This is a genomic window from Bacillus cereus group sp. N24, assembly GCF_016483345.1.
GTDB classification, from domain to species: Bacteria; Bacillota; Bacilli; order Bacillales; family Bacillaceae_G; genus Bacillus_A; species Bacillus_A toyonensis.
In genome coordinates this window covers 215,909-240,152 of the sequence record NZ_JAEHCA010000001.1, presented here as the reverse complement: position 1 = coordinate 240,152, position 24,244 = coordinate 215,909, and the positions used below count along the sequence as shown (strand labels likewise).

Below are 24,244 nucleotides of genomic sequence, written 5' to 3'. Positions count from 1 at the left end.
ATTTAGTATTTCCTTATTTATGAAATATAAAAGTAAATGAAAGGAGAAATGAAAATGAATATAACGCAGTTTAACGAACATATAAAATCGCTATTTGGAGAGCATCTTCATAAATACGGCGATGATGAATATGGTTATACTCATATAAGTAAAGAGGAGTTTCACAAAATCGGTTACACAACAAATTTGACACTAGAGACGATTGAGGAAGCGTATAAAAATGGAGTCGATATGATAGTTACACATCATGCTCCTTGGAATTTTTTGTTTGGCATGGAAGAGGCTTGTATTGAGAAATTAAAACAATATGAAATGAATCATTTTTGGATTCATTTGCCGTTAGATTTTATTGAATTTGGTACGTGTACGTCATTATTTAATGAAATGGGGATAGATACAATTCTAGAATACTCTACGTATGAGGAAGAGGAATTACCTGGAATAGGAGAATTTGAAGAAGCGATTGCATTTTCAAACTTGGTTGAAAAACTTGAAGAAAGAATGGAAGAGAAAGTGAAGAGCTGGAGGAATCACGATAAACCAATAAAACGGATTGCGATTTTAACTGGTGCAGGTAACAATACAAATTTGATTGAGCGAGCATTAGAAAAAGGTTGTGATACGTATATAACAGGAGAAAAAACATTATATACAGTGCAACATGCAAAATTTAAAGGTATCAACTTAATAGTAGGTAGCCACACATTTACAGAAGTGTTTGGTGTAGAAAGTTTGGCTCGTAAATTACAAGAGAGAGATCGTGCAATAGAATTTACTAGATTAAATGAAGATCATTTGGAATAAAGAAATCGCATCGCAATATCATAAATGGAATGAATTATATGATGAAGTAATGAAAGTGTAATTTGTTATATTAAGATGGGTGGGAGGAATCCCCTTGTGTCTGTCAAATAATAGTAAAGTTTCCTTTTGAATTAAGGGAATATTCAGAGTGTAAGGGTGAGGGAATGGACATTTCAATAATCGCTGCACAACTAGTTAAAGAGAAGGTTATTTTACATTATCCAAAAAACATGAAAGGTTTGAACGGGGGAACGACAAGTACAATATATTTGTTGGATGAACAATACGTTGTAAAACTGAATGAATCGGATGTAATACGTGAAGAAGCTTATTTTCTTCAGTTTTATAAAAAGAATGATGCGTTTCCAAAGCTTTTATATAAGGATCCGTTAAGTCGATATATTGTTTATTCATTTCTTGAGGGGACTACTTCGTGCAAATCTGGCCATAAACGAAGTATACTGTGCAAACTTGTAAAGGACGTTATCAATAAGTATGAAAAAGTTCCAAAGGTGAGTGGCTGGGGATGGAAGGACAGTACGGTTCAATCTTGGAATGAATTTTTAACAGTAACTGTGATGGAAGCTCACGAAAATGTAAAGTCGTACATAAGTGATGAAGAATGTAGACTTGTTTTTAAGTTAGCAAATAGTCCGAATAGAGGGGCTGGAATAGATGAGCCATTTTTATTACATGGCGATTTCGGATTCCATAATTTTATAGTTCAAGAGAATAGGTTACATGGAGTAATTGATCCTTTACCAGTATTAGGAGATCCTATATACGATTTAATTTACGCGTTTTGTTCAACTCCGGAAGATTTAACGAAAGAAGCAATTGATTGTGTGATGAAACAAAGTGTATTTCATAGAGAAGACCGTAATTTATATGAAGAAATGGTCATAGGTTTATATTTGCGGATAGATACGTGTTTAAGACACCACCCGAAAGATTTAGAAGATTATTTAGCAGCTTGGCGTTATTGGATGGGCGAGGTTGAGACTACTTTATAGCACAAATATTTTTGGGGAGATGGTGAGATGAATATTGCAGAAGCGAAAAAGGATTTAGCAATCAAAACGAAGAGAGGATTACCGATTATATTAGCTGGTGTTTTATTTTGGATGGTTATGAGTATAACGGGCTTTGTTCTTTCTGAAAAACAAGTGGTGTGGGTATATTTAATCGGTATGGGATGTGTGTTTCCTTTCGGCTTAATGATAGCTGCTATATTGAAAATTGATATGTTTGCGAAAGGAAATCCGTTAGGGATTTTGGCAGGATTAATTGGTGGGATAAATGTATTGAATATTCCGCTTGTATTACTTGCCTATTTTCAATTTCCAGAATGGTTACCTTTTGTAGTAGCAATGTTAATAGGTGTTCATTTTATCCCGTACGTATGGATTTATGAAAGCAAAAGTTATGGTCTATTGTCAGTAGGGACTGTATTCGTGACGTCAGTTTGCGGGATTCTGTTTGCAGAAAAAGGATTTACGGTGATTCCATTGTCGGTTACAGCTGTTTATTTACTTACTTATATAAGTTTATTAATTGAAAATAAAAAAGTAGATCAGTATCAACAAAAATCAGCTTAATAAAAATATAGGGGTAGGGGGAATTATGATGAAAAATTTCGTTTGTACAACGTGTGGTGTGCAGTATGCAGCGAGTGTAGAGGAACCGGTGAGTTGTCATATTTGTGATGAAGAAAGGCAATATGTGAATCCGAAAGGGCAGTCTTGGAAGACTTTAGAAAACTTGCAAATAAGTGATACATATAAAAATGAAATAATCGAAGAAGAAAACGGGCTTTATAGTATTACGACAAAACCAGGGTTTGCGATCGGTCAAACAGCATTTGTAGTGAAAATAGAATCATATCGATTACTATGGGACTGCATTACTTATTTAGATGAAATGACAATTGCGAAAATAAAAGAGCTTGGCGGATTAGATGCAATTGCATTGTCTCATCCTCATTATTATTCAACGCAAGTAGAATGGGCAGAGACATTTGATGTACCAATTTATATACACGAAGATGATAAAGAGTGGGTGATGCGCCCGAGTAGTCGTATTATTTATTGGTCTGGTGAGTCTTTACAATTAGCTGATGGATTGGTCATTCATCGTTTAGGAGGTCATTTTAAAGGTGGATCTGTCTTACATTGGGAAGAAGGTAATGATGGAAAAGGAATTTTGTTAACAGGTGATATTATTCAAGTTGTAGCGGATGAGCGATGGGTAAGTTTTATGTACAGCTATCCAAACTTAATTCCATTACCAGCGAGAAAAGTGGAAGAAATGGTGAATCGAGTGAAGCCGTTACAGTTTAATCGTTTATACAACGCTTTTCATCGCGTAGTAAAAGAGAATGCAAATGAGGCAGTGGAACGTTCTGCTGAAAGATATATTAAGGCGGTAGAAGGAAAGTTATTTCATACGTAAAAGGAGAGCAAGTCTAATGAAAACGTTAGTATGCTTCGGTGATAGTATTACAGCTGATGATGTATTTTTTGATGGTACACCTAGATTAACACCAAGGTTACAAAGGATATTCTCAAATTGGGAAGTGGTGAATGCAGGTGTTCCAGGTGATAATACATTCGATGCGTTAAATAGGATTGAAGAAGATGTATTATCACATAAACCAGATTTCGTAACAGTTTTTCTTGGCACGAATGATGCAGTTTCTTTTTCACAAGGGTCATTACAAGCATACAAAGAAAATTTAGAGAAGATTGTGAACCATATTTCGTCAGGTAAAGTACTGCTTATTAGTCCTGCACCAGTTGATGAAGAAAGACAGCATAATAGAACAAATAAAGTGCTCGGTCAGTATGCAGACGTGGTAGAGGAAGTGGCGAAAGAAACAGGAAGCTATTTTCTAAATTTGTATGCTGAAATGATTCAAGAACGGAATTATAAAACATTTGTAGAAAATGATGAAATAGATGGGCTACACTTTGGACCAGAAGGGTATGAGTATGTAGCGAAGTTGATTGGTGAAAAGTTAAAAGGGATTTTATAAAAAAGCAAAGCGATATCGCTTTGCTTTTCATTGTTTTTAGTAGCTCAATCTAGAAATGCTTGCTGCAATGCTTTCAGTCCATCGCTGTAGATGCTATGAAACAGATTTATTGCCTCTTTATCACTAACCTCTACAGGGGTGAAAGTGCCAGACCACTCTACTAACGATGTGTTACTTTCAGTACCTTCTTTCACCTGGATTGTAGATAGATAATTAGTGACTGGGAATGGTGCATTCATGATTGAATACGTGTAGTAGCGTTCTTTCTCATTGAATACTTCTAAGCGTTCTATAATCGTATCACCATCTGGATTAGCTAGGTGACGTACACGACCGCCTTCAGTTAATTTACTGCTAGGTATATAAGGTAACCAGTCTGGAAGGGAGTTGAAACCTCCGATTAATTGCCATACTTGTTCAGGGGAACCGAAAATTGTCATAGATGTAGTAGTATGTGCCATATTTATTATGCTCCTTTTTAACTCGCTATTTGCGGGGAAATAATCAGTGGGGGATGCTCCCACTGATTAAAGTTTCATTTTATTTCACGTTGATAGGTAGCGGTGCATTAGGTGCTACTAGTTTTTGTTCGCGCATTTCTTCCCAGAATGCTGCTGGAATTACTGTGTTTAAGGCGTTTTGATCTTCTACAATTCGTTCCGGTTTACTTGCACCAGGAACAACGGCAGCAACTGCTGGATTTGCTAGTGAAAATTGTAATGCAGCAGCCTTGATGCTAATTTCGTGACGATATGCAAGAGCTTTGATTTTCTCAACTTTTGCAATGATTTCTGGTGATGCTTTTTGATATTCGAAGTGAGCACCTCCAGCAAGAATACCTGAGCTATATGGGCCACCAACAACAATATCCATATTATGCTTTACAGCTGCCGGCATTACTCGTTGTAAGGCACGCTCGTGGTCTAGTAATGAATAACGACCAGCTAGTAAGGATATATTTGGCTGCGCTTCTTCTAAATCGAGCATAAGCTCAATTGATTCTACTTTGTTTACCCCAAGTCCCCAGCCTTTAATGACGCCTTCTTCACGTAAACGTGTTAGTGCACGGAATGCTCCTGTTCGAGCTGTTTCAAATTGTGAAATCCACTCATCACCATAAAAGTCTTGTGCTAAATCATGAATGAAAACAAAGTCTAAACGATCAGTTTTTAAACGTTTCAAACTTTGCTCGATAGAACGAAGAGTTGCATCTGCGCTATAGTCATTGATCATTTTATTTTTACGGCCAAATTCGAAGAGTCCGCCTTTTTCACCTAGATCACGTGCAGATGGATCTTCCAGTTCTTCTGAAATAGTTCGACCGACTTTTGTGCTTAAAAAGTAATCATCACGATTTCTTTTTGAAAGTGCTTCACCAAGACGAATTTCCGCTAAACCAGAACCATAAAGTGGAGCTGTATCAAAGTAACGAACGCCATTCTCCCAAGCAGCATCTACTGTAGCGATTGCTTCTTCTTCTGGGATATTACGGTACATATTCCCTAGTGGTGCTGTACCAAAACCGATTTTTTCTTTTAGTAATTTACTCATTATAGATATCCTCCTAAAATGTATTTGAAAATTAATTAATCATTGTGAATGGATGTGAAAATCAATACATGTCATTTCATCGTCTGACAAAATGCATGATAAAAATACTCACTTTAAAGTACGGACACTAAAAGGTGATTTCTAATACTGCATGACTTACTCAACTCTTACAAATGCTATTATGAAATGTATTTTACATAATGAAAAGTACGTACTTTAAAGTGATATAGATACTAAAAAGTAATACAGGTACTTTTTAGTGCCGTACTACTCATCTACTGTTTACGTATGCTATTATGAAACATGTTTAACACAATAAAAAGTACGTACTTTAAGGTGCTATAGATACTTAAAAGTAATATTTAAATCTTTAGCTTAATTGCCTTATAAAATTATTAAAGGAGATTTTTATATGAAAACATACAATATTCCTGTAGAGGCGACTTTAGAGGTTATCGGTGGGAAGTGGAAAGTAGTTATCCTTTGTCATTTAAAGAAAGACAAAAAGAGAACGTGCGAATTAAAACAATTAATGTCTGGTATTACGCAAAAAATGTTAACACAACAATTACGGGAACTAGAAGAAGATGGTGTAATCGAAAGAAAAGTGTATAACCAAGTGCCACCAAAAGTAGAATACTCTTTAACTGATTACGGTCATTCTTTAGATTCTATACTCGATACTCTTTGTAACTGGGGAGAAAATCACCTCGAAAAGAATGGGAACACATCTATGCTCATTACAGCAGCCGAATAAAAAAGGAAAAAACGAGCGAAAATACGCTCGTTTTTTCTTTTTGTTTTGTCATGTATATAGAGGGGGATTTTTAAGCGGCATAATTACTTTTTTGTAATATAGGTACTTTTTTGTGCTGTAGGAACTAAAATGTGCCGTATAGAAAAATATTTGTTTTTACGCAACAATAGAGAAGAAATTTAGAAAAAAGGAGAGGAGACCGCGTGAAACAATATAATATACCGATAGAAGCAACTTTAGAAATTATCGGGGGAAAGTGGAAGGTCGTCATTTTATGTCACTTAACAAAAGGGACGAAGAGAACGAGTGAGTTGCAACGTCTAATTCCTGAAATTTCTGTGAGAATGTTAACGCAGCAACTACGTGAGCTGGAAGAAGACGGTGTGATTACACGTGAAATTTACAAAGAAATTCCCCCTCGAGTGGAGTACTCCCTAACCGATTATGGGTGGTCTTTACAAAATGTATTAAATCAATTAACCGCATGGGGAGAACGATGCATAGATAGAAAAAACACAGAAGTTAAGTGAAATCTCTATATGTAATATTGAAAACACCACCTAATGACGAGGTGGTGTTTTTCGTTTTAAAACTTTAGAAAGTTGTTATGATGAAAAGTAAAATTTTTGAGGAGCTGTTTCAGCCATGGGTACTTAAAAGTGCCTTCATCACTTTAAAGTACGTACTATGCTTCATAATATAACCGTTTTATAATGACACTCGTAGCAAGAAGTCATAACGGTTTTAAGCTATGTTCAAAAAGACTTATTAACTAGTATAGTTTTTTGTTCAATTTTTTAGTAGGAGATGTCTATATGGTTGAAGAACTTTTTTATAAAAAAATACTTAAAAATCTTTTTTCAGATCCAGTTCAAATTACACTTTGGAATGGAGAAACAATACAATATGGCGAAGGGGAACCTCAATTTCATGTAACATTCCATAAGCCGCTTTCAAAAAAAGAGATAGCTAAGGATCCTTCTATTGCATTCGGTGAAGCATATATGAATGGGGACCTTGAAATTGAGGGGAATCTTGAAAAAGCAATTCAATCTATTTATAAAAGGCAAGATAGCTTTTTAGGTGATAGTAAGTTGCAATATTTCAAAAGTAAATGGAATTTTTCAAAACAAAAAAATAAAGAAGATATAGCTCACCATTACGATATTGGGAACGATTTCTATAAATTATGGCTTGATGAAACAATGACGTATTCTTGTGCGTATTTCCAAAATGAGCAAGATTCTTTAACGACAGCTCAGCATAATAAAGTGAATCATATTTTGAAAAAGTTGAACCTTCAAAAAGGTGATACGCTATTAGATATTGGTTGCGGGTGGGGTGAGCTCATTACAGCTGCCGCTAAGCAGTACGGTGTGAAAGCGATGGGGGTAACGTTAAGTGAGGAACAATATGCTAAGACTTCCGAGCGAATTAAAAAAGAGGGACTTACGGATTTAGTTGAAGTATCTTTACTCGATTACCGCGATATTAAGAATCGTAAATTTGATAAAATTGTTAGTGTAGGTATGATTGAACATGTAGGGAAAGACAACATTACGCAATACTTTGAGACAGTGAATGAACTGCTAAACGATGGAGGAATTTCGCTTCTTCATTGTATTACTTCTCCGGCTAATGGTGGTGCTACGAATGGTTGGATTGAAAAGTATATATTCCCTGGCGGATATGTTCCTGCTGTTAACGAATTAATCACGAACATGACAAACGAACAATTTTTCATTGTTGATGTGGAAAGCTTACGCAGACATTACGGGAAAACATTACAACATTGGGCCCGAAATTTTGAAAACGTACTGGAGGAAGTTCGCAAAACGAAAGATGAGCGATTCATTCGTATGTGGCGCTTATATTTAAATGCATGTGCAGCTTCGTTCTTCACAGGTAATATTGATTTACATCAATTTGTATTTACAAAAGGCGTAAATGATACAATTCCTATGACACGTTCATATATGTATAAATAAGATCAAATAATCTCATCGTGCAAAATTAATATATAAATTAACAGGTCTATAACTTAAAATAAAAAAGCCGGGATGAAAATCGAAAATGATTTCTATCTCGGTCTTTTATTTGTTATATAACTTTAAGTATAAAACTATATACTTTTTGTTTTGAAGGTATATAATAAATGTAGAAACGAAAATTTATGAGCAAGGAAGTTGAAGAACATGACATTAACAATGGGCTTTATCGGATTTGGGAAATCAGCTAACCGTTATCACTTACCTTATGTAAACACACGTAAAAATATAAAAGTAAAAACAATTTTTGCACGCCAAATTAATGAAGAATTAGCGGCTCCATATGCGGAAAAAGGTGTTTATTTCACTACTGATTTGGACGAATTGTTGAATGATGAAGAAATTCAAGTAGTGACAATCTGTACGCCAGCGCATACCCACTACGAATTGGCGAAAAAAGTTATACTTGCTGGGAAATCAGTTATCGTTGAAAAACCATTTTGTGATACAGTTGAACATGCGAAAGAATTATTAGCTTTAGGACGAGAGAAAGGTGTAGTAGTTATGCCTTATCAAAACCGTCGTTTTGATGGTGATTTCTTAGCTGTGAAGCAAGTTGTGGAACAAGGATTCCTCGGTGATATTGTTGAGGTTGAATCACATATTGATTATTTCCGTCCTGGTTCAATCACTCACGAAGGTCTAAAAGAAGAAGGTTCATTTTACAGTTTAGGTATTCATACGATGGACCGTATGATTTCACTATTCGGGCGTCCGGATACGGTGACATACGATATTCGTAATAATGAAGTGGAAGGTGCGGTTGATAATTATTTCGATGTTGGTCTACATTACGGCAATCAGCTGAAAATTAAATTGAAAACAAACCATGTTGTAGCGAAAGATTATCCACGCTTTATCGTTCATGGAACAAATGGTTCATTTATTAAATACGGTGAAGATCAGCAGGAAAATGATCTGAAAGCGGGTATTATGCCTGAGAGTGCAGGATTTGGTGAAGATTCGCCGATGTACTATGGAATTGCTAAATATCGTAACGCAAACGGTGATTGGATTGAAAAACAAATTAAAACGCCGCTTGGTGATTACGGTCGTTTCTATGATGCAGCGTATGAAACAATCGTAAATGGTGCACCAAAACTTGTGAAAGACGAAGAAGCAGTAACGAATATTGAAATCTTGGAAAACGGATTTGCTGCTCCATCACCTTCTGTTTACAAACTTGAGGCTTTACATTTGAATGAATAGAAGAGGGAATACAGTATAAAGGAGGTATGGAAATGGCAAGTGGATCAACACAAGTAAAATACCTCGGCATTTACCAAAAAATTAAACAGCAAATTTTAGACAGCGAATATAAAATTAACGAAAAAATCCCGAGTAGCCCCGTCCTTGCTGAAGAATTTAGCGTTTCAGCACTTACTATTAAAAAAGCGCTGGATTTGTTAGTCAGAGACGGCTACATCATCCGCAGGCGCGGAAGTGGAACCGTGGTTCAAGATTGGCGTCAACAGGAAAAGGCACGAATGATTCAAACTTTAACAGGTACGAAAGCTGTTTACGGCAGTGAGGTAGAAAGTAAAATTATCGAGTTTACGATTGTCGGTGCCGATGAAATTGTTGCTGAAAAATTGGGAGTTTTAATCGGTGATTTCGTCTATAAAATCATCCGCCTTCGAATCATCCACGGCATTCCGACGATTATGGAGCATACGTGGATGCCGATTTCGGTCATCCCAGGTGTTGAAGCTTCCGTTTTAGAGGAATCGATATACTCACACATTCAAAATAAACTTGGTCTTGAAGTAGGGACATCCGTTGTCAGGGTGAAAGGAGTTCGACCAGATGATCGAGAAAAGCAGTTTATGAACTTAACAAATCAAGATTTCCTAATGAGAGTTGAACAAGTGGCCTACTTAACGGATGGACGCACATTCGAGTACTCTTATGCCGATCATCTACCAGAAACCTTTGAATTTGAAACAGTTATTACCGCAAAAAGTTATAAAGAGACATAAAAAAGGTTGAGGCAAGTAGTGTCTCAACCTTTTTTATGTCTTCGATAGAATTTACATATATAGGGGAATAGGTATCCCGCTATTTGAGGGCAGTGAGACCCCCACCTCAAAATTCAGCGAAAGCAAAGAGGTTAGGTGGGAGTCTCACTGCCCATAAAAGCCCGATTGGTGAAGGCTAATAATCAGTGGGGGGTGAACCCCCCCCACTGATTAAAGTTTCACTTTATTATTCATCAGCTGTAATAAGCATGGATGTGTTCCCGTTTTTTTCAAGATGCCCTTCTCCCCAAGCGCAGAGGGAATCGAGTATGGCTCCTAAAGACGAACCGTAATCTGTTAAAGAATACTCTACTTTCGGTGGTACTTGATCATATACTTTTCTTTGGATTACATCGTCTTCTTCCAGTTCACGTAATTGCTGTGTTAACATTTTTTGTGTAATACCAGGCATTAAACGTTTTAATTCACTCGTTCTTTTTGTTCCTTTTTTTAAATGACAAAGGATAACAACTTTCCACTTTCCACCAATAACTTCTAAAGTCGCTTCTACAGGAATATTATATGTTTTCATAAAAAAACTCCTTTGATGAATTTAGATGACAGTTTTGGGCCTACATACGTTTGAATACTAAAATTATTTCTTTTTAGTGCCTATAACACTTTAAAGTGCGTACTATTTATTGTGCTAAATATCGTTCATAATAACCAATGTAAGAGAGGAGTAAACAGAACATGACTAGAAAGTTTATATGTTACTTTTTAGTACCTATAATACTTTAAAGTGCGTACTTTTTATTATGTTAAATATATTCCATAATAGCACATGTAAGAAAGAAATGAGTATAATATACTTTGAAGTGCATTTGAAATTGGTGAGAATAATAACTATGGGGACATTCACACAAAAGAAAACGATTTGTTACGTTGATAGATTTAATCCAAGACTTAACAGTTGATTAATCTAACTGTAAAGTTTAAAATTACAGTATAGTTTTAAGAAGTAAGTTGTCATCGTCTGTAAAATGTAGATACAGTAATTGTATGAAAGCATCATTTTAAAAGGAAACGGATAGTTGAGATAAATTAAACATTGTCGAATAAATAACATTACGTGAATTTGATTCTAAACTGTAATTTTTTTTAATACATTTCAATAATCCATATTTAAAATAATTGTACGTTTGATAAAGAACATTAAAGGAGTGAATAAAATATGGTGATTTTATATACGACAGCAAGCTGTGGCTCATGCCGAAAAGCAAAAGCATGGCTTGAAGAGAATCAAATTGATTATACCGAAAAAAATATCGTATCAAACTCTCTTACAGTCGATGAACTTAAATCAATTCTTCGTTTAACTGAAGAAGGGGCTACTGAAATTATTTCAACTAGATCCAAAATTTTTCAGGAATTAAATATAAATATCGAGGCGCTTTCGCTTAATGAATTTTATAAATTAATAATTGAGTATCCTCAAATGTTGCGCCGCCCAATAATGTTGGATGAAAAAAGATTGCAGATTGGTTTTAACGAGGAAGAAATTCGTAAATTTTTACCACGTAGCGTTCGAACAGTTCTGAACATAGAATTGCAAAAATTGGCTAATTAATAAGTAATATTTCTTAAAGGGAATTTTTGAAAGGAGGAAGCAAGAGATGATTGAAGTATGCGTTACAGTGAATTATAAAAATAGAAACTATCAAACAAATGTTATTGTGAGCAAAGATACGATCTGGACAAAAATTAAACAATTGGCAGAAGATCAAGTTAAGAAACAGTGGGGTTTTTAAGTTTGATTATTTAAAAAATGAAGTTATAGGTTAGAGATTCTAGCTAAATCCAAAACTTTTCAGGGATTAAATATAAATAAGTGAAATTTTTTGAAAGGAGGAAGCAAGAGATGATTGAAGTATGCGTTACAGTGAATTATAAAAATAGAAATTATCAAACAAATGTTATTGTGAGCAAAGATACAATCTGGACAAAAATTAAACAGTTGGCAGAAGAACAAGTCAAGAAACAGTGGGATTTTTAAAATTATTTTTAGACTTAAAAAACATAAATGATAATAGGTAGTTCAAAAAGATAAATGTAACTAATAGACATCGGTGAGCTCGTATAGAATATAAATGAATGTATTTCTTCATAGTAAAAATTATTTATAAATCTTAACGTTTGACAAACCTATCTGTAATATTTATAGTTACAGTAAGTTGAAAAGTGATTAGCAATTTATATCGTAGGAGGAAGACCATGAACAGTGACTTTACCTTGGCCATTCACAGTTTAACTTATTTAGCACTACAGCCAGACCGGATGTCAACAAGCAATGCTATTTCAGAAAGTGCAGGTGTTCATCCAGTACGCATTCGCAAAGTGCTAAGTTTGTTAAAAAAACATAAGTTTATACAATCAAAAGAGGGAATTGGTGGAGGTTTTATTTTCGCTCGAGATTTAAGTGAAGTTAATCTCTGGCATATTTATCAAATAACCTCAGAAGGTGCTTTGCAACCTAAATGTCCAGAATCGAATGACCAGTGTATTGTAGGTTCGAATATGCGAAAAGTTCTTTTCACTATTTTCTTAGGTGCTGAAGAACATCTAGGTGAATATTTAAAGAACTATACGATGAAAGAAGTAGTCGATCTAATCAATCAAGAACGATAAACGGCTTAATTTCTATATAGCCGTGGAGTTCTTAATGTCTAAATGTAATGAAAAACATTACAGTTTGAGTTGTTTTGTCTATCTTGTTTGTCGTCTCTAAAAAACGAGGAACGAATCCTAATAAATTAATACTAAAATCATTTGTAGGAAGGTGAAAAAGTATGATGTCAAATAATCCTGTTTTAAAAGTAGGAGATTGGGTTCGAGGAATATCAGTAGAGGGTGAATTAATACTTGGTTATATTGAATCATTTGATCATGTAGGGGAAGTAGTTAAGGTTAATGTTGTTAAATGTGACAACAGAGATACAATAAGTAGAACAATGTCCTTTTTAAGTAAACACGTAAAAAAACTCCCTGAATCAAAAGCAATAAACAAGGAACAAATCCTTTATCTTATAGACCTTGCATTATTAACAGGGGATGAAGAATGGTTTATCAAGCTTTCTTCAAAATTAAATTCGATAAACGAGCTAGTGAATGGGGGAGTTTAAAAATTATATTAAATATAATTTCTTTTGGAATCTTTAGTTGTGATAAAATCAATTGTTTTGTGTGAAAAAAAACCATTAAATTAGGGAGTTCAGGAGAAATTTAATAACATGATTTATAAAATTAATATTTTAAAGTAAAAGCATTTCTTTGTAATGAGAAATGCTTTTTATTTTTGTTGAAATGAAAAGGATATTTCATTAACAATAATAATATAATAAAAAACAACTAATATTTATTGTTAAACAATAAATGATGTGATAAAATCATTTTGTTATTAAATAAGCGAGGTGCTTTTATGAAACAAGTTACGACACTCTTTTTAAAGCTAGCTATTATTTTTATAGGAATCCTAGTCCTTGTATTGTGCATATTTTTGGTGCCTAAGATTGGGGATTTTGCTGGAGAATTGTATCCAAATATTGCTTATATGAAATCTCTCGTTTTAATCGATATGTACGCGGCAGCGATACCTTTTTACCTTGCTCTGTATCAAGCATTTAAACTTTTAAGCTATATTGATAAGAACGAAGCGTTCTCGGAATTATCGGTAAAGGCTTTAAAGAATATTAAATACAGTGCCATCACTATTAGTACCTTGTACTTGCTAGGTATGCCACTCTACTATCTTATGGCGGCAAGAGTTGACCCTCCAAGTTTTATACCAATTGGATTGGTTATTATTTTCGCCTCTATGGTAATTGCCGTTTTTGCTGCTGTTCTACAAAGACTTTTACAAGAAGCTATTAATATAAAATCAGAAAATGATTTAACGGTCTGAGGTGGAGGATATGGCAATCATTATTAATATTGATGTGATGTTAGCAAAACGAAAAATGAGCGTAACGGAGCTTTCAGAGAGGGTTGGGATCACGATGGCAAATCTTTCTATTTTGAAAAACGGGAAAGCAAAAGCGGTTCGTTTTTCAACATTAGAAGCGATATGTAAGACTTTGAATTGTCAACCAGGTGATATTTTGGAGTATAAAAGAGACGAAGAGAATCAATAAAAATAGCCAATGATTATTTTGTAAATAAGCCTTCCATATGGGGGCTTATTATATTTTTCGGCTTAGCGTAGTTTTTGTAAAATGCTAGCGGGTTTCCTTATTGTCATCAAGTTAAAAAACGTATTGTCCGAAAAATGAGTTCAATTCTTATAGAAAACTTTGGTGGAAAAGAGATATCCTTTTCCAATAAATGTATATAAATTCGATATTAATAATATATATCCCGAAAATTTATTTTTCTATTTTGGAAATATATTCATTAATTATTTATTACAATAGTTTTAGTGTGTGAGGTGGAATGTATTAAATAACTGGTATATCTTAAAATAATGGAAAAAATTACTGCATTATGGCTGAAATTAATTATATATTGAAAATTTTTCCTGGTAAAAAATCTGAAAATATAAAAATATTAATTTTATAAATATACACGTTATAATGAGGGCGTCGAGAGAAATTTTATTATCTCTGGAGAAAATATAAAAAATGCGATTACTAGTAAGAAAGGTGTGTGATTAGAGGCGGAAATGTATGTAAAGTGCTTCAGTGGCTTGTGTAATCAATACCATAAATGTTGCCGAAGTTATTAAAGTGATGTGTAGAATTGAGAAAGAAATGCCTCATAAATGAAGAGAGGCCGGTTTAGCTGAAATTACTGTTATAAGTAAAAAAAGAGAAACCACTAAAGTAATACACTGTTATTAGAAATGTTGCAACGTATTTATGAAGTCTATTCTATATTGTTCTCTTAAGGGTTCTTTATATAAAGAGCGGATACTACGAGTAAACTTTTTTGTTAACGCTAACAATTATATTAGGACGCTAACTAGCGAATGTTTCAATTTGGATTCATTATGATGAAGGACATGCAATGTGGGGCAACTTGTAAGGAATTCATTTTCCCAAAAAGGAAGATATTCGTTAGCTATAAAGAGAGACGTAAGAATAGGATACAAGGGGGAGTTATTATATGAACGGGAATACTGCAAAGAAAATAGAAGTTCAAGCTGAAAATACCGCACTAAAAAATGAGCAATATGCAGATCCAAAAAAGTGGCATAAGCAGGATACTACATGGGCATTGAGCCTATTTGGAACTGCAATTGGAGCAGGGGTGCTCTTTTTACCGATTAATGCAGGTTCAGGTGGTTTATTATCATTACTACTAATTACATTGCTTGCATATCCAGTTATGTATTACTCACATAGGGCACTTGCTAAAATGATATACGCTTCTAATTCTGCTGATGAGGGGATCACAGGTACAATTAGAGAGTATTTCGGAAATAAAGCGAGTATCATTTTTAACATCGTATATTTCGGTTCAATTTATACAATCGTACTAATGTATTCGGTTGCGCTTACAAATACTGCAAGTAGTTTTATCGTGCATCAATTGCACATGCCAGAACCTCCAAGGGCTATTTTATCACTTGTATTAGTTCTTGGTCTTATCGCTATACTGAATTTTGGTCAAGATATTACTGTAAAGGTAATGAGTATGCTAGTGTATCCTTTCATAGCTTCTCTACTTTTTATCGCAATATCTTTAATTCCACAGTGGAATACGTCAATGCTTAGTTTTTCAGCTGTTTCTACTGCTTCAACAGGAACAGGCTATTTTGGAACGATATTAATGATTCTACCAATCATCGTATTCTCATTTAATCATTCACCTATGATTTCATCATTTGTTGTGAAACAGAGAGCTACGTATGGAATCGAAGCCACTGATGCTAAATGTGCGCAAATACAAAAGGTTTGTTATATCATGACATTTGCGGTTGTTATGTTCTTCGTCTGGAGCAGTACATTGAGTTTGACTCCAGATGATATTAAAATGGCAAAAGAGCAGAACTTATCAATCCTTTCATATCTTGCTAATGAGCTTAATTCGCCTGTAATTACTATTGCAGCTCCTATCATTGCTTTTGTGGCTATTACAAAGTCTTTCCTTGGCCACTACATCGGAGCATATGAGGTAATGCGTGATGTGATTATGAAGTTTGGTAAAACACGTGGAAAAGATATAGAAGAAAAAACAATTAAGACAATAATCCTTACTTTTGTCGTATTAACATGCTGGTATGTTGCTTATGCAAATCCAAGTATTCTTGGAATTATTGATTCACTTAGCGGTCCATTAGTTGCTGCTATCTTATGTCTATTACCGATGTATGCAATCAATAAAGTAGCGGTACTAGCTAAATACAAAGGGAAAATGAGCAACGTATTTGTTATTATTGTAGGTGTCCTTACTGTTTTAGCAAGTATTAAGTCATTATTCTAATTCACGATTGTTAGTTTTAGTGTAAAAATAGTGGACACGAAAAACTTTTTGGACAAACTTCTCACGTTGGAGAGTTTGTCCTTTTTTATTCAATCTATTAACAAACAGTTACCTTTCAGATAAGGTGGCTGTTTCGGTATTAATTTATTTTCACTATTCACGTCTAAATGGACCTTTTGGAGCAATTAGCTCTAAGTTAGTACCATCTGGATCACGGAAGTAGGCAACTCCTGTACCAAATCCAGATTTCAAGCCGTCTTCTACTTGAAAGACAATTGGATCTCCATCTGGTTCTACTCCAATTGCTTTTAGACGTTCTACAGCGGCATCAATATCTTCTACTTCAAAACAAAGATGCATTGCACTAATTTGATCATTTGAGTAAGAGGCTTTATCTGATTTAGGGACAACGTATTCTAGAATGTCGATATTTAAATTGTTTAAGTGAAGGTTAGCATATTTAATACGAGTATCTTCAAGTCCTTGAGTTTGCGCCATTCTTTTTCCGCCAATTTCATCGATGTTTGATACTTTTTTACCTGTTAATGCTTCGTAAAAAACGATAGATTTTTCTAAATCACTTACTGTAATTCCAACATGATTTACTTGTGAAAAGCCTGCTGTTTTTTCACTCATTTTTGTTGCCTCCTATTTTTTTTAGTGGTGTAATGTATTCGTTTTACCAATCTTTTACTGTAATTAAAATGAGCCTTTAGTAGAAGTTCTATTCTAAGTATTTTGTAACGAGACACAAGAAATATAAGAGTGTTTTTTGATTAAAAAAAGAATCTAGTATCGGCTAGGTTCTTTTTATTTTTCGTTTGTCTTAATAAAAAAATGATGAATTTGAATTACAACCATTGAGTAAAAAAGTTTGTTAGTAAAAATATTATTCATTAGTACATACATTTTTAATAAGTTAAATATATTTCATAATAGTCTCTGTAAGAGGAGTAGAAAAGTACTTTAAAGTACCTATAGCACTTTAAAGTGCGTACTTTTTATAACTTTGAATATCATTCATAATAGCACCTGTAAGAAGAAAATAAGCTTTACGGTACTAGCTACTTGATATTACAGCAGTTTATTTAGATTCAGATTGATTGAAAGTTGATACTTTAGAATTCAATAATTTCTCGAAATGCCAGAGTGGCATAAAACGATTATGGAGGTTAAAGATATGAGTACTTCAAATTTGAGTGAAATAAGTAAACAAATTTTAAAAGAGGAGGAAACACTTCAATTTTCCTCTTTTACAAATGAAGATGCCTTGCAATTAGGTTTATTTATTGTTGAAACAGCGAAGCGAGAGGGAAAATTGATTGCTGTTGATATAACAAAAAACGGTGTGCAATTATTTCATTTTAAGATGACGGGGACAAATGAGGAAAATACGAAATGGATTGAGCGGAAAAAACGAGTCGTTTCCTTGCATGATCATAGCTCGTATTATATGCAGATACAAAGTGAAATAACTGGAATCTCATATAATGAAAAATATCTTTTAGATACTTCGGAATATGCTGCGTTTGGTGGATGCTTTCCTATCCAAATAAAAAATGTAGGGGTTATTGGAATGATAACAGTTTCAGGATTGCCGCCAGAGGAAGATCACGAATTGGTAATAAGAGCAGTTAAAAATCATTTGAACCAATAGTTGTAGCTAGTGAATAAATAATTAATTTTAGGGGGCAATACTATGCCATTAATTGAACTAAATACTTGGCCAACCATGTCAACAGAAGAAAAGAAGGAATTCATTTATAATGTAACTGAACTTACAATAAAACGATTAAAAATTGTCCCTGACAAAATTCAAGTGTTGATCACGGAACTTGAGAAAGAAAATTGGGGAAAAGCTGGGGCTGTAGCAAGTGATGCTACCTTTGCTGAGAAAAGTAGGGTGTCCAATTGGGAGACAAAAGAGTCTTACGATAAACCGGATAGTACCGTTGATGGAATGGCTATTGTTAAGATTGATATATGGAATACATTTGATCAAGGTACAAAGGATAAGTGGGTAAACGAGCTTACACAATTAACATCTAAATATACTCATGCACCTTTGGATAAAGTGCTAATTCTTATTCGTGAAATGATTCCAGGAAACTGGGGACAAAGCGGTGTAACAGGAGCCGATAAAGACTTTCTTTCTAAAAGTCGTACATTTTAATGATTAAATAAAAAAGGCAAAAATGAACATATTTCTGTTCGTTTTTGCCTTTTTTGTTATTTGTCTGCGGTAATGAATATGATTCTTTATTTTTCAAGTAATATCCTCTAAAGTCGCCTCTCTAGGAAGAGTGTGTTTCTTCATATGCTATCTTTCTTCGTTGAATGTAGATGTCAATTTTTGAGCAAAATAAGCTAGGTTATGTAAATATTACTTTTTAGTACCTATAGTACTTTAAAGTACGTACTTTTTATTAGGGTGATTATCATTCATAATAGCACATGTAAGAGAGAAACAAGCTTTAAGGTACTAGTAACTAACTATGTTACTTTTTAGTACCTACAGCACTTTAAAGTACGTACTGTTCATTATGTTAATTGTATTTCATAATAGTACATGTGAGAGAAGAGCGAGAAGTACGGTACTAAGAAGTACCTAGAGTACTTTAAAGTGCGTTCTATAAAAAGAGAATGAAACCATTCATAATAGTGTTTGTAGAGATTAAATATATTTTTTAGAAGATAAAAGGGCCTTTTTATCACACTATTATGATAGGAATTATAGGGAAGAGGGGAAACTCAATTGAATTCATATACAGCATCGTCTTCAGAAGTTCAGACGAATCGAAGAAGTATATTTGCGTTATTAGCGCTAGCAATTAGTGCGTTCGGGATTGGGACAACTGAATTTGTTAGTGTCGGTTTATTACCATCTATTTCAGAAGATTTACATGTGTCGGTGACAACAGCTGGTTTAACTGTTTCTTTATATGCGTTAGGCGTAGCATTTGGTGCTCCAGTATTAACGTCGTTAACAGCTAATATGTCACGAAAAACGTTATTAATGTGGATCATGATTATTTTCATTATTGGTAACGGAATTGCAGCTGTCGCAACAAGCTTCACTGTATTACTTATTGCGAGAATTGTGTCTGCGCTTTCGCATGGTGTGTTTATGTCAATTGGTTCAACGATTGCTGCGGCACTCGTACCAGAAAATAAACGTGCTAGCGCGATTGCCATTATGTTTACTGGCGTAACAGTTGCAACTATTACAGGTGCGCCAATTGGAACATTTATTGGTCAACAATTTGGCTGGAGAACATCATTTTTAGCAATTGTGGTAATTGGAATTATTGCTTTAATCGCTAATAGTATTCTCATTCCATCTAATATGAAAAAAGGTTCGTCTGTATCATTCCGTGATCAATTTAAACTGATTACGAATGGAAGACTGTTACTTGTTTTCATCATTACTGCACTTGGATACGGCGGTACATTCGTAACATTTACGTATTTATCTCCGTTATTACAAGAAGTAACAGGATTTAAAGCTAATACGGTTACGATCATTTTATTAGTGTATGGAATCGCCATTGCGATAGGGAATGTGATTGGCGGGAAATTATCGAATCATAATCCAATTCGAGCGCTATTCTACATGTTCTTCATTCAAGCGATTATATTATTTGTGTTAACATTTACAGCTCCATTTAAGGTAGCTGGTCTAATCACAATTATTTTCATGGGACTATTCGCATTTATGAATGTTCCAGGGTTACAAGTATATGTCGTAATGTTAGCTGAACGATTTGTACCGAGTGCTGTCGATGTTGCATCGGCAATTAATATTGCGGCGTTTAATGCTGGGATTGCTCTTGGTGCTTATTTAGGCGGTATTGTAACGAACTCGTTAGGGTTAATTCATACAGCTTGGGTAGGTGGCATTATGGTAGTAGGTGCTGTTATTTTAACAGCGTGGAGTATGACATTAGAAAAACGAGATCAAGCAAAATAAAAGGAGAGAAAATAAAATGAAAAACTTACAAAGTAAAACAATATTGCATAACGGTGTAGAAATGCCTTGGTTCGGTTTAGGTGTATTTAAAGTAGAAGAAGGACCAGAACTTGTAGAAGCAATTAAATCAGCAATTAAAGCGGGATACCGCAGCATTGATACAGCGGCGATTTACGGAAATGAAGCAGCTGTAGGTGAAGGAATCCGTGCAGGTATTGAAGCAACTGGAATTTCAAGAGAAGAATTATTTATTACTTCAAAAGTTTGGAATGCAGATCAAGGATATGACGAAACAATTGCGGCATATAAAGAGAGTTTAAAAAAATTAAAACTAGATTATTTAGATTTATATCTTGTTCACTGGCCTGTAGAAGGGAAATATAAAGATACGTGGAGAGCGTTAGAAACACTTTATAAAGAAGAGCGTGTACGTGCAATTGGCGTAAGTAATTTCCAAATCCATCATCTGCAAGATGTAATAAAAGAAGCAGAAATTAAGCCAATGATCAACCAAGTAGAATACCATCCTCGTTTAACACAAAAAGAATTAAAAGCTTTCTGTAAAGAACAAGGTATTCAAATGGAAGCATGGTCACCACTAATGCAAGGTCAATTATTAGATAATGAAACATTACAAGAAATTGCTGAGAAACACGGTAAAACAACAGCGCAAGTTATACTACGTTGGGACTTACAAAATGGAGTTATTACAATTCCAAAATCAACGAAAGAACACCGTATTATTGCAAACGCTGATGTATTTAACTTTGAATTAACAAAAGAAGATATGGAAAAAATCGATGCGTTAAATCAAGACCACCGCGTTGGTCCAGATCCTGATAACTTTGATTTCTAATAAAAATGAATAAAAAGAGTGCAAACTTGCACTCTTTTTTTATTTTCTATTCAATAAAATGTTTCTGTTTATATTATGACTCTTAAATTGCTTTAGGCGATCTAAAGAACTGATTAACAGTATTAAAGTTTGACATAAAATAATGCATTCTATATTATGTATGCTATAGCATGTAAATTGTAATTTATTTGGAGGGGGCATATAGACTTATATGATTTAACAGGACATCTTGTTCATCGTACTGATGTGAAGTTAACAAATGATATAATGTAAGTTTTTAATCACATATTGCGTATAAGATTTACCATTTATATGCTATAGCATATAAATAGCGCCTCTTAACTTGTAATGCTTAAAATTTAAATAATATAGTAGGAAATTCATGAAACGAGGAGATTTTAGCTATGGAAAAATTCATATTAGCGTTTGATAGAGAACTTGTAATTGCAGAAAGAAAAGATTCAACATGGAGTATACATTCGCAGTTTGTAGGTGCTAATCCAGTTGCTTTAGCTTCAGATCCATACGACCAAGAAAGAATATATTGTGGTACTTTTGATAGGGGATTATGGAGAAGTAAAGATGGAGGAAGTTCATGGGAAACGATTGGTACGTTACCTTCCTTTGGTGAAGTGTTCCCAGCCAATGCTATTCATATGAGAGCTATTACAGCAGTTGCTGTATCTTCAGTGAAGGGGGATGACGGTAACGGGATTGTATATGTAGGAATTGAACCGAGCGCCATGTTTATATCTAAAAATGGAGGAGACAGTTTTGAACTGTTAACGGATTATCGAAAAATGCCATCGTATTCATCATGGTTCTTTCCTCAAAGAACATATACGCACCACGTAAAATACATTGAAATTGATGCTAATAATCCAGAAACTATTTATACAACGATTGAGGTAGGGGGATTAATTAAAAGTGTAGATGGCGGTATGACATGGACTGAGGAAAAAGAGGGGAACTATCCTCAAGATATTCACATTCTTAAATCACATCGCAATGCGCCAAATCGCTTATACGGGGTTTTAGGTGATTCATTCTTGAAAGAACCAGGTCAAGAGTATGCGGAGAGCTGTGATGGAGGTAAGACTTGGAACTATATGTGTAGTGGGCTAAAGCATCATTACGCATATCAAATGGCAGTTAATCCTAATGATCCGGAAAATATTATTATTGCGACATCATCAAATCCACACGTAGCACATGATTACAATAATGGAAATTGTGAGTCATATATTTATAAGAAAGAAAAAGAACAGCCTTGGGCAGAAATGAATGCAGGTTTACCAACTCCTAAAGGCACAATCATACCAGTATTAAAGGCAACAAGTGATGGAACGTTCTATTTATTTAGTAATAAAGGTGTTTATCAGTCAGTAGATGGCGGCTCAAATTGGACGTCATTAGAGATTCCTTGGGAGAATAGATTTATGGAACAACATCCTTATGAGATGTTAATTATTAAATAAGTAATTTTTACTACTATTCATTAAGAATGTTTAGTTGAATTTAAAATGTATTAAGCCAGGTAATGTGTTATAAACGTTTCCTGGCTTTTTTGTCGACAATCAATTTAATGTTATTTTCTTTGAGGATTAAAGTAGCTACAGTTCATATTTGTGTAAATATGAAACAAGCAGGATACATGAATAGAGAATGGGTAAAATAGTACCGAATGATGACTAGGTTTTATCAATGATGATATAAGGCGTTTTTTTAGGTAAACTGAAGTAGTTTAAATATGAAGCAATTTATTTAGATTCAGAATGACTGGCAATTGGTTTTATGGAGTTCAATGATTCAAAAATGAACTCATTTAAACGCATATTATCTTCGAGATGTATCATTTTGAAGGATATTAGAACTCAGGAGGAAATACATGATGACAAAAGATTTCTATACTGCACTGAAAGAAAGACGTACTTACTACGGAATTAATAAAGAGGTACAAGTATCAGATGAAAAAATTAAAGAAATCGTGGAGTTTGCTGTGAAATATACTCCATCCGCTTTCAATTCTCAAACTGCGCGAGTAGTTGTATTATTTGGTGAAGCTCATGATAAATTATGGGATATTACAACTGAAACATTAAGAAAAGTAGTTGGAGATGGAGATTTTTCAGGAACGCAACAAAAAATGGATTCTTTTAAAGCTGGTTATGGAACAGTACTATTCTTTGAAGATGAGGCTATCGTTAAATCGCTTCAAGAAAAATTTGCTGCATATGCTGAAAACTTCCCAATTTGGTCACACCAAGCATCAGGTATGCACCAATTAGTCGTGTGGACGGGATTAGAAGCAGAGGGATTAGGGGCATCTTTACAACATTATAATCCATTAATTGATGATGAAGTGAAAACAGAATGGAATGTTCCTGCTAATTGGAAGCTGATTGCACAAATGCCATTTGGTAATCCAACGGCTGCACCAGGAGAAAAAGAATTCCAACCGCTTGAAGAGCGTGTGAAATTTCATAAGTAATAAAGTGAAACTTTAATTAGTAGTGTCTTACTGTCCGCAAATAGCGAGGGAAGCTAACTGTATTGTGAAAATAAAACTGTTTCGTCAAAAAAAGTTTATTCGTTCTTTTTATTAATCGAGTATGTATGAATAAAAAGCGTTGAAAATATAATTTTAATCTTTAAAGGAACAAGGTTATCGTTTTGATCACCTTGTTTTATTTATTAAAAACGCTAAGTTTTCATAAATTCTTGAAAAACTAGCGTTTTAATCATAGGTATTTGTAATTTGATTACTTAAAACTATATACGAAAAA

The 24,244-nt window shown here is 34.2% G+C and carries 28 protein-coding genes; 24 read left to right on the top strand and 4 right to left on the bottom strand.

Going from position 1 to position 24,244, the window contains the following annotated elements; translation table 11 throughout:
• Window positions 1-54 precede the first annotated feature (54 nt).
• The 5 genes from JDS95_RS01180 (at window position 55) to JDS95_RS01160 (ending at window position 3,838) form a co-directional block, all read left to right on the top strand.
• Complete coding sequence (locus JDS95_RS01180; RefSeq protein WP_001027987.1) at window positions 55-804, top strand: Nif3-like dinuclear metal center hexameric protein; 750 nt, start codon at window positions 55-57, stop codon at window positions 802-804.
• A gap of 164 nt (window positions 805-968) precedes the next feature.
• Window positions 969-1,817, top strand: a complete 849-nt coding sequence (locus JDS95_RS01175; protein ID WP_000355230.1) for a phosphotransferase — start codon at window positions 969-971, stop codon at window positions 1,815-1,817.
• A gap of 27 nt (window positions 1,818-1,844) precedes the next feature.
• Window positions 1,845-2,402: a DUF7010 family protein gene (locus tag JDS95_RS01170; RefSeq protein WP_001017280.1), complete on the top strand. Its 558-nt coding sequence runs from the start codon at window positions 1,845-1,847 to the stop codon at window positions 2,400-2,402.
• A 25-nt stretch (window positions 2,403-2,427) separates the two neighbouring features.
• Complete coding sequence (locus JDS95_RS01165) at window positions 2,428-3,255, top strand: MBL fold metallo-hydrolase (protein ID WP_002044186.1); 828 nt, start codon at window positions 2,428-2,430, stop codon at window positions 3,253-3,255.
• A gap of 16 nt (window positions 3,256-3,271) precedes the next feature.
• Window positions 3,272-3,838, top strand: coding sequence for an SGNH/GDSL hydrolase family protein (locus tag JDS95_RS01160; RefSeq protein ID WP_000855187.1), 567 nt, complete (start codon window positions 3,272-3,274; stop codon window positions 3,836-3,838).
• A 44-nt stretch (window positions 3,839-3,882) separates the two neighbouring features.
• On the opposite strand, the gene JDS95_RS01155 is transcribed toward JDS95_RS01160, so the two are convergent.
• Both JDS95_RS01155 and JDS95_RS01150 read right to left on the bottom strand, forming a co-directional pair.
• Window positions 3,883-4,299 (bottom strand): SRPBCC family protein, encoded by a 417-nt coding sequence (locus JDS95_RS01155; protein WP_000951542.1) that lies wholly within the window; start codon window positions 4,297-4,299, stop codon window positions 3,883-3,885.
• 79 nt (window positions 4,300-4,378) lie between these two features.
• Window positions 4,379-5,389: an aldo/keto reductase gene (locus tag JDS95_RS01150; RefSeq protein ID WP_000040539.1), complete on the bottom strand. Its 1,011-nt coding sequence runs from the start codon at window positions 5,387-5,389 to the stop codon at window positions 4,379-4,381.
• A gap of 412 nt (window positions 5,390-5,801) precedes the next feature.
• Between JDS95_RS01150 and JDS95_RS01145 the strand changes: the two genes are divergently transcribed.
• The 5 genes from JDS95_RS01145 (at window position 5,802) to JDS95_RS01125 (ending at window position 10,173) form a co-directional block, all read left to right on the top strand.
• Entirely contained in the window at window positions 5,802-6,146 is a 345-nt protein-coding gene (locus tag JDS95_RS01145) for a winged helix-turn-helix transcriptional regulator (RefSeq protein WP_000860820.1), read from the top strand.
• Window positions 6,147-6,349: 203 nt separating this feature from the next.
• Window positions 6,350-6,676, top strand: a complete 327-nt coding sequence (locus JDS95_RS01140; protein ID WP_000816339.1) for a winged helix-turn-helix transcriptional regulator — start codon at window positions 6,350-6,352, stop codon at window positions 6,674-6,676.
• 285 nt (window positions 6,677-6,961) lie between these two features.
• The gene (locus tag JDS95_RS01135; protein WP_097959807.1) at window positions 6,962-8,134 is read left to right on the top strand and encodes a cyclopropane-fatty-acyl-phospholipid synthase; all 1,173 of its coding nucleotides are present in this window, start codon (window positions 6,962-6,964) and stop codon (window positions 8,132-8,134) included.
• A gap of 207 nt (window positions 8,135-8,341) precedes the next feature.
• Entirely contained in the window at window positions 8,342-9,403 is a 1,062-nt protein-coding gene (locus JDS95_RS01130; RefSeq protein ID WP_000176622.1) for an oxidoreductase, read from the top strand.
• 32 nt (window positions 9,404-9,435) lie between these two features.
• Window positions 9,436-10,173, top strand: a complete 738-nt coding sequence (locus JDS95_RS01125; protein WP_000146294.1) for a GntR family transcriptional regulator — start codon at window positions 9,436-9,438, stop codon at window positions 10,171-10,173.
• A gap of 226 nt (window positions 10,174-10,399) precedes the next feature.
• Here the strand turns inward: JDS95_RS01125 and JDS95_RS01120 are convergent, their stop codons facing one another.
• Complete coding sequence (locus JDS95_RS01120; protein WP_000860824.1) at window positions 10,400-10,744, bottom strand: winged helix-turn-helix transcriptional regulator; 345 nt, start codon at window positions 10,742-10,744, stop codon at window positions 10,400-10,402.
• 642 nt (window positions 10,745-11,386) lie between these two features.
• Here JDS95_RS01120 and spxA point away from each other — a divergent pair.
• From spxA to JDS95_RS01080, 8 genes are all read left to right on the top strand, one after another.
• Window positions 11,387-11,782: a transcriptional regulator SpxA gene (spxA, locus tag JDS95_RS01115; RefSeq protein WP_000236192.1), complete on the top strand. Its 396-nt coding sequence runs from the start codon at window positions 11,387-11,389 to the stop codon at window positions 11,780-11,782.
• A 46-nt stretch (window positions 11,783-11,828) separates the two neighbouring features.
• A complete protein-coding gene (locus JDS95_RS01110) occupies window positions 11,829-11,963 on the top strand; it encodes a BA3454 family stress response protein (RefSeq protein WP_000573525.1) in 135 nt (44 codons plus the stop codon).
• Between the two features lie 110 nt (window positions 11,964-12,073).
• The gene (locus JDS95_RS01105) at window positions 12,074-12,208 is read left to right on the top strand and encodes a BA3454 family stress response protein (RefSeq protein ID WP_000573526.1); all 135 of its coding nucleotides are present in this window, start codon (window positions 12,074-12,076) and stop codon (window positions 12,206-12,208) included.
• A gap of 218 nt (window positions 12,209-12,426) precedes the next feature.
• The gene (gene saiR, locus JDS95_RS01100; RefSeq protein ID WP_001083461.1) at window positions 12,427-12,840 is read left to right on the top strand and encodes an Rrf2-family transcriptional regulator SaiR; all 414 of its coding nucleotides are present in this window, start codon (window positions 12,427-12,429) and stop codon (window positions 12,838-12,840) included.
• Window positions 12,841-13,001: 161 nt separating this feature from the next.
• Entirely contained in the window at window positions 13,002-13,334 is a 333-nt protein-coding gene (locus JDS95_RS01095; RefSeq protein ID WP_000987479.1) for an IDEAL domain-containing protein, read from the top strand.
• Between the two features lie 296 nt (window positions 13,335-13,630).
• The gene (locus tag JDS95_RS01090; RefSeq protein ID WP_000815889.1) at window positions 13,631-14,113 is read left to right on the top strand and encodes a DUF2975 domain-containing protein; all 483 of its coding nucleotides are present in this window, start codon (window positions 13,631-13,633) and stop codon (window positions 14,111-14,113) included.
• Window positions 14,114-14,123: 10 nt separating this feature from the next.
• Window positions 14,124-14,342, top strand: a complete 219-nt coding sequence (locus tag JDS95_RS01085) for a helix-turn-helix domain-containing protein (RefSeq protein ID WP_000974630.1) — start codon at window positions 14,124-14,126, stop codon at window positions 14,340-14,342.
• 970 nt (window positions 14,343-15,312) lie between these two features.
• Window positions 15,313-16,632, top strand: a complete 1,320-nt coding sequence (locus JDS95_RS01080) for an aromatic amino acid transport family protein (RefSeq protein ID WP_001014166.1) — start codon at window positions 15,313-15,315, stop codon at window positions 16,630-16,632.
• Window positions 16,633-16,785: 153 nt separating this feature from the next.
• Here JDS95_RS01080 and JDS95_RS01075 read toward each other — a convergent pair whose 3' ends face one another.
• Window positions 16,786-17,268 carry a VOC family protein gene (locus JDS95_RS01075; RefSeq protein WP_001291675.1) on the bottom strand — a complete coding sequence of 161 codons (483 nt, stop codon included), beginning with the start codon at window positions 17,266-17,268 and terminating at the stop codon, window positions 16,786-16,788.
• Between the two features lie 505 nt (window positions 17,269-17,773).
• On the opposite strand from JDS95_RS01075, the gene JDS95_RS01070 reads away from it, so the two are divergent.
• The 6 genes from JDS95_RS01070 to JDS95_RS01045 all read left to right on the top strand — a co-directional run bounded on the left by JDS95_RS01070 (window position 17,774) and on the right by JDS95_RS01045 (window position 23,949).
• The gene (locus JDS95_RS01070) at window positions 17,774-18,289 is read left to right on the top strand and encodes a heme-degrading domain-containing protein (protein ID WP_002044198.1); all 516 of its coding nucleotides are present in this window, start codon (window positions 17,774-17,776) and stop codon (window positions 18,287-18,289) included.
• Between the two features lie 42 nt (window positions 18,290-18,331).
• Entirely contained in the window at window positions 18,332-18,805 is a 474-nt protein-coding gene (locus JDS95_RS01065; protein WP_001128297.1) for a tautomerase family protein, read from the top strand.
• 582 nt (window positions 18,806-19,387) lie between these two features.
• The gene (locus tag JDS95_RS01060) at window positions 19,388-20,602 is read left to right on the top strand and encodes an MFS transporter (protein WP_001089897.1); all 1,215 of its coding nucleotides are present in this window, start codon (window positions 19,388-19,390) and stop codon (window positions 20,600-20,602) included.
• 16 nt (window positions 20,603-20,618) lie between these two features.
• Window positions 20,619-21,458, top strand: coding sequence for an aldo/keto reductase (locus JDS95_RS01055; protein ID WP_000793543.1), 840 nt, complete (start codon window positions 20,619-20,621; stop codon window positions 21,456-21,458).
• A gap of 404 nt (window positions 21,459-21,862) precedes the next feature.
• The gene (locus JDS95_RS01050; protein ID WP_000410442.1) at window positions 21,863-22,936 is read left to right on the top strand and encodes a WD40/YVTN/BNR-like repeat-containing protein; all 1,074 of its coding nucleotides are present in this window, start codon (window positions 21,863-21,865) and stop codon (window positions 22,934-22,936) included.
• 413 nt (window positions 22,937-23,349) lie between these two features.
• Complete coding sequence (locus JDS95_RS01045; RefSeq protein WP_033661340.1) at window positions 23,350-23,949, top strand: nitroreductase family protein; 600 nt, start codon at window positions 23,350-23,352, stop codon at window positions 23,947-23,949.
• Window positions 23,950-24,244: the final 295 nt, after the last annotated feature.